Source organism: Parabacteroides sp. AM58-2XD, assembly GCF_003463685.1.
Classification (GTDB): Bacteria; Bacteroidota; Bacteroidia; order Bacteroidales; family Tannerellaceae; genus Parabacteroides; species Parabacteroides segnis.
Window position 1 is genome coordinate 1 of the sequence record NZ_QSDP01000049.1, and the last position, 11,941, is coordinate 11,941.

Consider the following 11,941-nt stretch of genomic DNA (forward strand, 5'->3'; position numbering starts at 1 on the left):
AGACCTCTTATAAGATCTCACGAATCATAGTCAAGAGACTTTGGTTTGCAAAATCTTCACGTAAAAAATCCAGTCGTTAAGGTTCTATTTTCATAGTTAAGACTTTTCTATCTGCAAGATTACCTTTATTCCCCAATTACACAACTTTTTTTGAAATATTTTAATGATTTATGCCACAAAACATATTTTAATAGAAATTTTGGTGCGGTTGCCCTGCCTTGCAATAAGAATACTGGTAAAACACATCGAAAATAATTAATTTTGCACCCTTTTTCGGAAGAGCATTATATTTAATTATAAACAAAGACAGACGATGAAAAGATTATTTCCCACTAGCCTGTTTGTGTTGGCTGGTATGCTTTTGCAGCTGGTTGGCTGTAAAGATGATGAAGTATCCCTACCCGATGAAGGTGGTCTTGTAATTGAAGAATTGCCCGTCAGGATGACGGAAGCTGCCTATAATGAGGATAATACGTATTATTTGTTGAACGATGAAGAATCGCCGGATATTTATTTCGATTCGAGCCAGCGCAGTTTCTATGTCACTCAGCCGTTGCAGATTCAATTGGACGACGATCATAATTTCCAACTCCGCTTTTATAGCCCCAGAGCGTTGAAAAACGTAACCATCTGGGCGACTATTGATGGATATGATGAAGAGTTCATGTTTATGTCGCTCGAAAAGGTGCTGCCATTTCAGCAACTTCGGGTATGTATTCCGTTTGCCACTCAAGACTTGACGGCTTATACCCGTAGCGGAAAAAAGATCCGTATCATGGCAAACCCGTATCTGACGGGAGAAAACATTTCTTTCACGGTAGAGTCTGACGATCCTTATTGGGACAGGTTGCAATCTATTCGTTGCAAATGGCGCATAGCTTTTGGCAGATATAGTGATACTCAGGCTAGCTGGAAATATAAAATGAAGGCTTCGCATACACGTGAAGCTGTAGCTATTGCGCTGAACATGAGTTATATGTTCTCGTCGCAAAAGTTCGAGAAAGCATTGTATGAGTTTGGACCGTTGCATAGTAACAATGACAGGGTGGAGATCGACAAAAGCGCCTTGTTGACGAGAGTACTTAATCATGCTGGACTGGTTTTCGGATATACGACAGGAGTCATGGGGCTGGGGGGAGGAACTACCTCGGTATGCATGAGGTGTGTTATTTGGAACATTATGCCGACGATAAAAGTATTACGGAGACTATCTTTCACGAATTTGCACACTGTCTCGGATATGGCCATGCCGGAAATATGACATACGAACAAACCGGACCAGGCTGGCCTACTTTGTGTAATAATGTATATGTGGATTTATCGCTGGAGAAAGAACTGCCGGTTTATTCTCGCCGTTTCTTACATACCCGCCGGAGTAAAAACAGGTATTTTGACGATATCTATGTAGCTTCTAAGTATATTATTGAAGATCCGGAGCTGGATGCCCTCGATGGTGGGTTGTCACCGCTACGCGAAGAGAATATTTCTGAGGGAAACGATGGAGAACCTGTTACTTTCAAGTTGGATTATTCAGATGTGCCGGGAGCAACGGCAGCTACTTTCCGTCCGAAAGATGTGTTTGCATATGGTGATACGTTGTATGTCGTGAATGATGCCGATAATAACTATAGCCTGGAAGTATTCAGTATAGCGAACGGTGGTAAGAAGCATTTGGAAAGTATCAAGGAATGGACCTGGGAGGATGCCCAGGAAAAATTTGCAGGTCGACCGAATGGGGTTACACGTGCTAACGGAAAGATTTACGTTACTCATGAGGGTAGCCGAACGGAGATTTTTGATGCGACAGACCATCAGTTTATCACTTGTATCGGTACCGGTAGTTGGGGAACAGGGCCTTCGCAGACTGTTCATGCTTTTGATGTGCTATATTATAAGGGACTGATTATGATTCATGATAAACGTTATATCGATATTGTGGAAGAACGAATTTTGGAACCGGGGAAAAAGGCTCCGCGTATCTATATCCGTTCCGAACATTTGGGTGAAACCGCCGGTACTTATGGAATGGCAGTAGATGAACAGAGCGGACTGTTGTATTCCACTCATCCGTCCAAACGCATAGATATCTTTACTCCTGATGCTATTCGTGAAGGAGTAACATTTAAACGTGTCGATCAGCTGACGTATGCAAATATTCCTTATGCCTTGGATTTTTATGAAGGTCGGTTGTTTGTTAGTTCAAACGGCAAGGAGAAGTTTAGCGAAGTCGATCCGGTGACAGGCGAAATCTTGAAAGATTACACGGTTGTTGGAGATGTCACCTTGCAGGTCCCGGAAAAATTCTGTATTCGCCGTAATACCTTGTTTATTATAGACCGTACAAAGAGCGGAGCGTGTATCTATGCAATCCCTATGAATGAATTAAACTAAGTTGATCCCATAAAAATGAAAGTGAATATGAAAATGTATGTTTATATCTGGTTGGTATTGTTGGGTATGCTGACCATTCGGTGCAGCAGTGATGATATAGGGAACCCGGAGGAGGGTTCGCCCGAATATGATAGTTATTGGTATTATTCTTATGAGGCTGCACAGTTAGTTAATGCGGAAACTTTAGGAATGGAAGCCTTGGAAGACTTCTCTCCTTATACTGTAGCACATTTGGGAGATACTCTTTTTATTGCTAACATAGGAAAGGAAGGAAACAGTTTGTTGGTATTCAATACAAAGGAGGGGCGATTGCTAGATGTGGTGAAATCATGGCAATTCGACAATGAGGAAAAGAATTTCGGGAGTTCGATCGAAGCTATTGTTCCGGCAGGAAATCGATTATATGTTGCTGAGCGGCAGTCGCGCATTCATGTGTTCGAACTACCGGATCTGACTTATGTCACTTGCATTGGGAATGGAAAATGGAGTGGTCCGGTATTTCAGGCACAAGCGCTTGCGGTGAAAGATGGCCTTATCTTTGCACGCGACAAGAACGGAAAGGTCAGTATTTATAAAGAGTCGGATGTTACTCAAGAAAATTATCAGAAGATAAACCGTCATTGGCAAGTTTCCGGAAATAACAGTCCGGGTAACAATGGTTTTGCTCCCCACTATATGCAGTTCAATGCGGAAGGGAATATTCTGCTTACAGATTATGAGGGAAAGAAAATACGTGTGCTCGATCCGACATTGGTAAATGATGATTTGGTAAACGGAACTTCCATTGATATGGACGAACTGTCTCTTTCTCTCGATTTTAAACCTAAGACGCTTGCTTTGTGTAACGAACGTTGGTATGCAACCGGCGATAACGATGCTATCAATATATATGATAGCCAACAAGGTGAATGGGTGAAAAAAATAAAGACCATCAAAGGATACTCTTTTTTACTGCCTGTTCGTATTTATGCGCAGAACGATTCGGTGTTGTGGGTTTCGGATACACATAAATCGATGCAGACATTGGTAAAAATGATTGTGCATAAAGGAGAGATACGCGAGTAAGTATCTAAGCGTGACAAGCATGTGTTTAGTGGATATTTTCTTAAAAATATGTGCTTTCTAATTTGTTGTCTATCAGGTATGGTTGAAATATTGGTGTATTTTTTTTGCTTAAAGTATTGCAGAATTAAAAATAATATCTACCTTTGCACCGCAATCGAGAGAGATTGATTATCCAAGAAGAGGTTCGGTAGTTCAGTTGGTTAGAATACATGCCTGTCACGCATGGGGTCGCGGGTTCGAGTCCCGTCCGGACCGCCAGTAAAGTCTGTTAGTCGTTAGATTAGCAGACTTTTTTTATATATTGGTGTTTCATGTGTTATGGCTTTTTTTATTTTCCAATTACATCTTTAGAAAACAGGTTTGTTACAAATCTACACTGTTTGGCAACTTTTCATAAACCATACGGTGATATGTTATGATAATTTGTTACTTTTGCAACTCAATATAAAAAAGAAAACGGAGAAAGAAAAATGGACGTCGCCATTATTAAGTATAATGCCGGAAATATCTACTCAGTGAATTATGCACTGAAACGATTGGGCGTAAGTCCTGTGATAACAGCGGACCCGGAGCTATTAAGTAAAGCAGATAAAGTGATCTTCCCGGGTGTAGGGGAGGCACAAACGACAATGGCTCATCTGCAGGAACATAAACTGGATGCTGTTATCAGGGATCTGAAACAACCCGTATTGGGTATTTGTCTGGGTATGCAATTAATGTGTCGTCATTCTGAGGAAGGAGATGCAGAGTGCCTGGGGATTTTTGACACGGAAGTAAAGCGGTTCATTCCCCACCGTCATGAGGATAAGGTGCCCCATATGGGATGGAATACTATAACTCAGGTTAAAGACGGTTTATTTACCGCACAATTGGAGAACAAATTTGTTTACTTCGTACATAGTTATTATGTACCCGTAAATGAATATACGGCTGCTACCACTAATTATATATTACCGTTCAGTGCTTCGCTGCATAAGGATAACTTCTATGCAACGCAGTTCCATCCGGAGAAAAGTGGTTCGGTCGGTGAAGTAATTCTGAGGAACTTTCTAAAACTGTAAGAGAATATGATCGAGCTTATCCCTGCAATAGATTTGATAGATGGCAAATGTGTCCGCCTGACGCAAGGCGATTACGATACCAAGAAGGTGTACAACGAAGATCCGCTGGAAGTGGCGAAGATGTTCGAAGCGCATGGCATCCGTCGTTTGCATGTAGTGGATCTGGACGGTGCCCGTCAGGGGCGGATCATCAATTACCGTGTGCTGGAAAGACTGGCGACACGGACCGCTTTGGTGATAGACTTCGGCGGCGGACTGAAGCAGGAAGATGATCTGGAGATTGCTTTTGAAAGCGGTGCGCAGATGGTGACCGGCGGAAGTATCGCAGTGAAGAACCCGGAAGTTTTTACTTCCTGGATTACCAAGTTCGGAAGCGAAAAAATTATATTAGGCGCTGATGCGAAAGATAAAAAGATTGCTATCAGCGGGTGGGAGGAAACTACTGATAAGGAACTGATCCCTTTCATCGAGGGGTATTATGACAAAGGAATCACAAAAGTGATCTGTACGGATATCAGCCGGGATGGAATGTTGCAGGGACCGGCTGTCGGATTATATAAGGAAATACGGGAAGCATTGCCTTTTATATATATCATAGCCAGCGGCGGTGTCAGTTCGATTGAAGATATAGAAAAACTGGCTGAGGCGGGAATACCGGCGGTAATTTTCGGCAAAGCCATCTACGAAGGAAAGATCGATTTGAAAGATCTGCTTCGTTTTACGTGAAACAAAGGAGAAATCAACGTATGCTAGCCAAGAGAATAGTGCCCTGTCTGGATATCAAAGATGGAAAAACAGTAAAAGGTATTAATTTTGTAAACTTCCGCGATGCAGGGGATCCTGTGGAGCTGGGAGCACAATACAGCCGGGAGGGAGCCGACGAGCTTGTCTACCTGGATATAACCGCTTCGCATGAAGGACGCAAGACCTTTACCGAACTGGTCAAAAAAGTAGCTGCAAATATCAGCATCCCTTTTACTGTGGGCGGCGGTATTAACGAATTGAAAGACGTAGACCGTCTGTTGAGTGCCGGTGCCGATAAGGTATCCATCAACTCGGCGGCACTGCGCAACCCTTCGTTGATCGAGGAGATCGCGAAGAACTTCGGAAGCCAGGTCTGTGTCGTAGCCATCGATGCAAATTATGAGAATGGCGACTGGATCTGTTATCTGAACGGCGGACGTATCCCGACTGAGAAACATCTTTTCCAGTGGGCGGCCGAAGCCGAAAACCTGGGAGCCGGAGAGATCCTGTTTACCAGCATGACACACGATGGTGTGAAAGACGGTTATGCAAACGAGGCGTTATCGACTCTGGCGGACAACCTGCATATCCCGGTCATCGCATCGGGCGGTGCCGGAAAGATGGAACATTTCCGTGATACATTCGCGGCAGGTAAGGCCGATGCGGCATTGGCTGCCAGCGTATTTCATTTCGGTGAAATCGGCATAGCCGACCTGAAGCAGTATCTGAACAGGGAAGGAATCAATGTAAGAATATAATTACAAGAATAAGATGAAATTAGATTTTGAAAAAATGGGCGGACTTATCCCGGCAATCGTTCAGGATAACAATACCAACAAAGTATTGATGCTGGGTTTTATGAATGAAGAAGCCTATGAAGAAACAAAGGAAACCGGTAAGGTGACCTTCTTTAGCCGTACAAAGAACCGTTTATGGATGAAAGGCGAAACCAGCGGCAACACCTTGCAGGTGGTTAGCATGATGGTGGATTGCGACAATGATACGATCCTGATCAAAGCCAATCCCGCCGGTCCGGTTTGTCATACAGGTGCTGATACCTGCTTCGGCGAAAAGAATGTGGAAGATATCATGTTCCTGAAATATTTGCAGGACTTTATCGAACAGCGCCGCCAGGAAATGCCGGAAGGCTCTTATACGACCTCCCTGTTTTTGAAAGGTGTGAACCGTATGGCCCAGAAAGTGGGAGAGGAAGCGGTTGAAACTGTGATCGAAGCGACCAACGGAACGGAAGACGGCTTTATCTACGAGGCATCCGACCTGATCTATCATCTGATCGTATTACTGACCAGCAAAGGACTTCGTCTGGAAGACCTGGCACGCGAATTAAAGAAAAGACATAAAGGATAAATTACTATGGAAGATACAACACTGCTCAGACTGGATGGCGTAGAAATCTGCCGTGATGAAAATGTCATATTGCACGATGCCTCTTTTACCTTGTGTAACGGGGAGTTTGTGTACGTCATTGGAAAAGTAGGCTCCGGAAAGAGCAGTCTGTTGAAATCCTTGTATTGCGAAATCCCCATCAGCCAAGGCGATGCCTGGCTGTTGGATTACAATCTCTGTAAGATGAAACGGAAAGATATCCCGTATCTTCGCCGTAAGCTCGGGATTGTGTTTCAGGATTTTCAGCTGCTTACCGATCGTTCGGTGATCAAAAACCTGGAGTTCGTATTGCGGGCGACAGGCTGGAAGAAGAAGAGCGAGATAAAGGAGCGCATCGACGATGTGCTTCACCAGGTGGGTATGCATAACAAAGGGTACAAGATGCCGCACGAACTATCGGGCGGCGAGCAGCAACGTATCGTCATAGCAAGAGCACTCCTGAATGATCCTAAACTGATATTAGCCGATGAGCCGACCGGTAATCTGGACCCTGAAACAAGCGGCCAGATCGTACAGCTTCTGCACGACATCTGTGAGAAGGGTACGGCGGTGATAATGACTACACATAACTACACGCTGGTGCATAATTATCCGGCCCGTATAGTTAAATGTGAGAATGCACGCCTGGGTGATGTCGGTGAATAATTTTTTATGTAACTTTGCACACGCAAAAGAAGCAAGGAACAAACAATTTAATTATAGGAAAAGAAAATGAAAATTTTAAAGTTTGGCGGTACTTCTGTGGGATCTGCACAGAGAATGAAAGATGTAGCAAAATTGATTTGCTCGGGCGACCGTAACATTGTCGTATTGTCTGCCATGTCAGGTACAACCAACTCGTTGGTTGAAATATCCGACTACCTGTACAAGAAAAATCCGGATGGTGCAAATGAAATCATCAATAAGCTTGCACAGAAATATTACGGACATATCGAAGAACTGTACAGTACCGACGAATATAAGCAGAAAGCCAAAGAACTTGTAAAATCTCATTTTGATTATATCCGCACTTTTACTAAAGACCTGTTCACCCTGTTCGAAGAAAAGGTCGTGTTGGCACAAGGCGAGTTGATCTCTACCGGCATGATGAACCTGTATCTGAATGAAACAGGTGTGAAATCTGTCCTACTTCCGGCATTGGAATATATGCGGACGGACAAGAATGCAGAACCGGACCCTGTATATATCAAAGAGCGTCTGGTTAAACTGCTGAATGAACATAAGGATGCTGAGTTGTATATCACTCAGGGTTACATTTGCCGTAATGCTTACGGTGAAATTGATAACTTGCAGCGTGGCGGTAGCGACTATAGCGCTTCTTTGATCGGTGCAGCCCTCAATGCTGATGAAATTCAAATCTGGACAGATATCGACGGAATGCACAATAACGATCCGCGTATCGTAGATAAAACATCTCCTGTCCGTAACCTGCATTTTGAGGAAGCAGCTGAACTGGCTTACTTCGGTGCCAAGATCCTGCACCCGACTTGCATCTTGCCGGCCAAGTTGAACAATATACCGGTTCGCCTGCTGAACACCATGCAGCCGGATGCTCCGGGTACATTGATCTCTAACAACACAGAAAAAGGAAAGATCAAAGCCGTTGCTGCGAAAGACAATATCACTTCCATTAAGATAAAGAGTGGCCGTATGTTGCTGGCTACCGGTTTCCTGCGTAAGGTATTCGAAATCTTCGAAAACTACCAGACTCCGATCGATATGGTTACTACTTCTGAGGTAGGCGTATCGGTAACGATCGACAACCGCAAACATCTGGAAGAAATTGTAGACGATCTGAAGAAATACGGAACCGTTACCGTAGATGAAGATATGGTAATTGTTTGCGTAGTTGGTGACCTGGAATGGGATAACGTCGGTTTTGAAGCCCGCATCGTTCAGGCGATGAAAGATGTTCCGGTACGTATGATATCATATGGCGGTAGCAACTACAACGTTTCGCTTCTGGTGAAAGCCACTGATAAAGTGAAAGCGCTGCAAGCGTTAAGCGATCATTTGTTTAACAACTAAATATATGAGGGCAGCCTTTTCCGGACTGCCCTTGTTTTTAATTTATATATAATAAAGTAATATGCTCAAAGGAACATTCCCGATAGATAAATTGAAGGCACTTCCTACGCCCTTCTATTATTATGATGTAAAGTTATTACAGGATACACTGGATATGGTGAAGAACGAAGCCGGCAAATACGGCTATCATGCACATTATGCCGTAAAGGCAAATGCCAATCCGCGAATCCTTTCTATCATAGCTGAAAATGGACTGGGTGCCGATTGTGTAAGCGGCGGTGAGGTTAAAGCGGCATTGGATGCAGGTTTTCCGGCTGATAAGATCGTTTTTGCCGGTGTGGGCAAAGCCGACTGGGAGATCAATCTGGGACTGGATAACGATATTTTTTGTTTCAATGTGGAATCGGCGGTAGAGTTGGAGATAATTGACGAACTGGCTGCCGCTAAGAATAAAGTAGCCTCGGTCGCTCTCCGTATCAACCCGGAAGTGGATGCCCATACACATGCCAAGATCACGACCGGTATGAAGGAGAATAAGTTCGGTATCAACCTGAGCCAGTTAGGACAGGTGCTGGATAACCTGGCGAATCTGAAAAATGTGAAACTGATCGGTATTCATTTCCATATCGGTTCGCAGATCACGGACATGTCGGCTTTCCGTAACTTGGTGATTCGTGTAAACGAAATACAGGAAGACCTGGAAGCACGTGGTATCCGGATCGAAAATGTGAATTTCGGAGGTGGCCTCGGTATCGATTATTATCACCCGAATCATTTGCCGATCCCGGCTTTCGATAATTACTTTGCCGTATTCAACAAATTGCTGAAAATACGTCCCGGCCAGCAGGTACATTTCGAACCGGGCCGCTCGGTAGTAGCCCAGTGCGGTACGCTGATCTCAAAGGTGCTGTATGTAAAGGAAGGCGAGACAAAGAAATTCGCTATCCTGGATGCCGGTTTCACCGAACTGATCCGTCCGGCCATGTACGACGCTTATCACCGGATCGAGAATATCTCCAGTGATGAAGATGTTGAATTGTATGATGTAGTCGGCCCTATCTGCGAATCATCCGACGTGTTCGGTAAAGATGTAGAATTGAATAAAGCACATCGCGGAGACCTGATCGCCTTGCGTTCGGCCGGTGCTTACGGCGAGGTGATGGCTTCCCAGTACAACTGTCGCCAGCTTCCGAAAGCCTACTATTCCGATACAATTTAATTGTTAATTAATTATATAGAGAAAGCCGGGTTTCTTTGTTTTTGCAAAGGTTCCCGGTTTTCTTGTTTGTTGTGTTTCCTTTTTTACTACCTTTGTACGATCCCGTCATGTGGGGTGTGGTTAAACTTGAATGTTCGTAAAGATAGAATGTGATGAAAAATAAAGAGTTATATAGCATATTCATAGTTTGCTTGTTGATGATGTCCTCTTGTCTGGGGGATACGAATACACGGATCACCGTAGGGGAGCAGGAAGCTGTGTATCAGACCCGTCCGACCCAGGGCTTCTTTGTTGAGGGCGGGCGTTTCCTTTATGGTACCAATTTAGGCGTAAGCGGGAATAATGGCGATTGTTTTCTGATACAATATTCATTTGATTCTGCTGCTCCTGAGTTACAGAATTCGGATAGTTTGTCTATCGAGCTGATAGAAAATCCTATACCTGTGGATTTGTGGCCTGTGGATAAAAACTGGACGGATACAACGGTCGTATTGAAAGACGAGATGCTGACGAAGGCTATCACTGGAAGGGACTTTTATATCAGAGGCCGGTTGTTTTTATGGAGTACCCATACGGTTGTGGAGAATCAGAAGGATAGTTTCATGATAAGCTATAATCCTGAAAATCTGTATACCCAGGAAGATGGCAAACGTATTTACAATTTATATCTGAGAGCGATAGCGAGAATTGAAGTCGGGGAAGGGGAGGAGCTGCCTAAAGGCCAGCAACTGAACCTGGTGAATGCCTTTAGTGTGGAAGAGTTCTATAATATGGTGAGTGCTTTGGAGGAAGAAAAAGGCAGTAACACATTTTCTATAGCGATCAATTATGCTTCTGCTTTTAATAAGGATACGACAGCTTGTATCTGGGACAGGACGGAACCGATAGAATATAAAATTAACAGCAGGACTGAATAAGGAAAAACAGATAGTAGAGGGGATAGGGAGAATATATTCAAATAGAAAAACAGAGAGATGTACAAGGAGATAATTAAATGGGTTATAGCCATCATATCCCAACCGGGGAAGGCCTGGGATATGCTGTCGAGGAAAGAAGAGAAGGGCGACGAGTTCTTGTCGCGCTTTATATATCCGTTAATCGGGCTGGTAACTGTGGCAGCTTTTCTGGGCGTATTGTTTACACGGAAGGAATTTGATGTCGAACTGGCGTTGAAGTCGTCGATCAAGACACTGGTTGCTTCGTTCGGAGGTTTCTATCTCGGGGCGTATTTGCTGAATGAAGCCTGGCAGGGGTTGTTCAAAAGAGAGAAAGATATGAAACTTTGCCAGCGTTTTGTCGGTTATTCATCCTCCCTGATGTTTGCGTTGAACGTCGTACTGATGCTGTTGCCGGAGTTTTTCTTCCTGCGCATCTTTATACTTTATACATTTTATATTGTATGGGAAGGGGCCGGCCCTTACATGCAGGTGGAAGAGAAAGAACGCCTGAAGTTTGCCGGTATAACGACCGTTATCATTTTGCTGACGCCGGCGGTGATCGAGTTTGTTTTATTCATGCTGATGCCGGGGTTACGTTATTGACAGTTAGAAAAAGATGAAAGAAAAGATTAGTAATAATATACAGATAAAGAATAAGCGGGCAACCTTCGATTACGAATTGCTCGATACTTTTACTGCCGGGATTGTGCTGACGGGGACGGAGATTAAATCCATCCGCCTGGGAAAAGCCAGCCTGGTGGATACGTTCTGTATCATAGAGAAAGGCGAGTTGTGGGTAAAGAACATGTATATCGCCGAGTATTTCTATGGTACCTATAATAATCACGTCGCACGCCGCGACCGCAAACTACTGCTTACCAAAAAAGAACTGCGCAAGATAGACAGTGCCGCCCGCAACAGTGGTTTTACCATTATCCCGACCCGTATGTTCATTAATGAAAAAGGGCTGGCGAAAGTGGTTGTCGCCATTGCCAAAGGTAAGAAGGAATACGATAAGCGCGATTCCATCAAAGCCCGTGACGATAAGCGGGAGATGGACAGGGCATTCAAACGGTAAGAGATATTCT

The 11,941-nt window shown here is 44.0% G+C and carries 11 protein-coding genes, 1 tRNA gene and 1 pseudogene; all 13 read left to right on the top strand.

Features of this window, described 5'->3' with window-relative positions; all coding sequences use genetic code 11:
* Window positions 1-313 precede the first annotated feature (313 nt).
* The 13 genes and pseudogenes from DXA15_RS27985 to smpB all read left to right on the top strand — a co-directional run bounded on the left by DXA15_RS27985 (window position 314) and on the right by smpB (window position 11,931).
* Window positions 314-2,391 (top strand): annotated as a pseudogene (locus tag DXA15_RS27985) (YncE family protein).
* Window positions 2,392-2,418: 27 nt separating this feature from the next.
* Complete coding sequence (locus DXA15_RS13085) at window positions 2,419-3,456, top strand: quinoprotein amine dehydrogenase (RefSeq protein ID WP_128134324.1); 1,038 nt, start codon at window positions 2,419-2,421, stop codon at window positions 3,454-3,456.
* A 181-nt stretch (window positions 3,457-3,637) separates the two neighbouring features.
* Window positions 3,638-3,714 (top strand) — tRNA-Asp (locus DXA15_RS13090).
* Window positions 3,715-3,926: 212 nt separating this feature from the next.
* Window positions 3,927-4,517 carry an imidazole glycerol phosphate synthase subunit HisH gene (gene hisH, locus DXA15_RS13095; RefSeq protein ID WP_128134325.1) on the top strand — a complete coding sequence of 197 codons (591 nt, stop codon included), beginning with the start codon at window positions 3,927-3,929 and terminating at the stop codon, window positions 4,515-4,517.
* A gap of 6 nt (window positions 4,518-4,523) precedes the next feature.
* Entirely contained in the window at window positions 4,524-5,243 is a 720-nt protein-coding gene (gene hisA / locus DXA15_RS13100; protein ID WP_128134326.1) for a 1-(5-phosphoribosyl)-5-[(5-phosphoribosylamino)methylideneamino]imidazole-4-carboxamide isomerase, read from the top strand.
* Between the two features lie 20 nt (window positions 5,244-5,263).
* On the top strand, window positions 5,264-6,019 hold the full coding sequence (gene hisF, locus DXA15_RS13105; protein WP_128134327.1) for an imidazole glycerol phosphate synthase subunit HisF: 756 nt from the start codon (window positions 5,264-5,266) through the stop codon (window positions 6,017-6,019).
* Window positions 6,020-6,032: 13 nt separating this feature from the next.
* Window positions 6,033-6,629: a bifunctional phosphoribosyl-AMP cyclohydrolase/phosphoribosyl-ATP diphosphatase HisIE gene (gene hisIE, locus DXA15_RS13110; RefSeq protein WP_007657448.1), complete on the top strand. Its 597-nt coding sequence runs from the start codon at window positions 6,033-6,035 to the stop codon at window positions 6,627-6,629.
* A gap of 6 nt (window positions 6,630-6,635) precedes the next feature.
* The gene (locus DXA15_RS13115; RefSeq protein ID WP_007657449.1) at window positions 6,636-7,313 is read left to right on the top strand and encodes a cell division ATP-binding protein FtsE; all 678 of its coding nucleotides are present in this window, start codon (window positions 6,636-6,638) and stop codon (window positions 7,311-7,313) included.
* A 66-nt stretch (window positions 7,314-7,379) separates the two neighbouring features.
* Window positions 7,380-8,696, top strand: a complete 1,317-nt coding sequence (locus DXA15_RS13120; protein WP_128134328.1) for an aspartate kinase — start codon at window positions 7,380-7,382, stop codon at window positions 8,694-8,696.
* A gap of 61 nt (window positions 8,697-8,757) precedes the next feature.
* Window positions 8,758-9,915: a diaminopimelate decarboxylase gene (lysA, locus tag DXA15_RS13125; RefSeq protein WP_128134329.1), complete on the top strand. Its 1,158-nt coding sequence runs from the start codon at window positions 8,758-8,760 to the stop codon at window positions 9,913-9,915.
* A 152-nt stretch (window positions 9,916-10,067) separates the two neighbouring features.
* The gene (locus tag DXA15_RS13130; protein ID WP_128134330.1) at window positions 10,068-10,832 is read left to right on the top strand and encodes a hypothetical protein; all 765 of its coding nucleotides are present in this window, start codon (window positions 10,068-10,070) and stop codon (window positions 10,830-10,832) included.
* A gap of 57 nt (window positions 10,833-10,889) precedes the next feature.
* Window positions 10,890-11,456 (top strand): YIP1 family protein, encoded by a 567-nt coding sequence (locus tag DXA15_RS13135; RefSeq protein WP_007657454.1) that lies wholly within the window; start codon window positions 10,890-10,892, stop codon window positions 11,454-11,456.
* A 13-nt stretch (window positions 11,457-11,469) separates the two neighbouring features.
* Window positions 11,470-11,931, top strand: a complete 462-nt coding sequence (gene smpB / locus DXA15_RS13140; protein WP_128134331.1) for an SsrA-binding protein — start codon at window positions 11,470-11,472, stop codon at window positions 11,929-11,931.
* Window positions 11,932-11,941 lie beyond the last annotated feature (10 nt).

What these genes read in the sequence shown, in the direction of transcription:
- DXA15_RS13085 (WP_128134324.1), top strand. Translation starts at nt 2,419, where the DNA reads ATGAAAATGTATGTTTATATCTGGTTGGTATTGTTGGGTATGCTGACC.
- hisH (WP_128134325.1), top strand. Translation starts at nt 3,927, where the DNA reads ATGGACGTCGCCATTATTAAGTATAATGCCGGAAATATCTACTCAGTG.
- hisA (WP_128134326.1), top strand. Translation starts at nt 4,524, where the DNA reads ATGATCGAGCTTATCCCTGCAATAGATTTGATAGATGGCAAATGTGTC.
- hisF (WP_128134327.1), top strand. Translation starts at nt 5,264, where the DNA reads ATGCTAGCCAAGAGAATAGTGCCCTGTCTGGATATCAAAGATGGAAAA.
- hisIE (WP_007657448.1), top strand. Translation starts at nt 6,033, where the DNA reads ATGAAATTAGATTTTGAAAAAATGGGCGGACTTATCCCGGCAATCGTT.
- DXA15_RS13115 (WP_007657449.1), top strand. Translation starts at nt 6,636, where the DNA reads ATGGAAGATACAACACTGCTCAGACTGGATGGCGTAGAAATCTGCCGT.
- DXA15_RS13120 (WP_128134328.1), top strand. Translation starts at nt 7,380, where the DNA reads ATGAAAATTTTAAAGTTTGGCGGTACTTCTGTGGGATCTGCACAGAGA.
- lysA (WP_128134329.1), top strand. Translation starts at nt 8,758, where the DNA reads ATGCTCAAAGGAACATTCCCGATAGATAAATTGAAGGCACTTCCTACG.
- DXA15_RS13130 (WP_128134330.1), top strand. Translation starts at nt 10,068, where the DNA reads ATGAAAAATAAAGAGTTATATAGCATATTCATAGTTTGCTTGTTGATG.
- DXA15_RS13135 (WP_007657454.1), top strand. Translation starts at nt 10,890, where the DNA reads ATGTACAAGGAGATAATTAAATGGGTTATAGCCATCATATCCCAACCG.
- smpB (WP_128134331.1), top strand. Translation starts at nt 11,470, where the DNA reads ATGAAAGAAAAGATTAGTAATAATATACAGATAAAGAATAAGCGGGCA.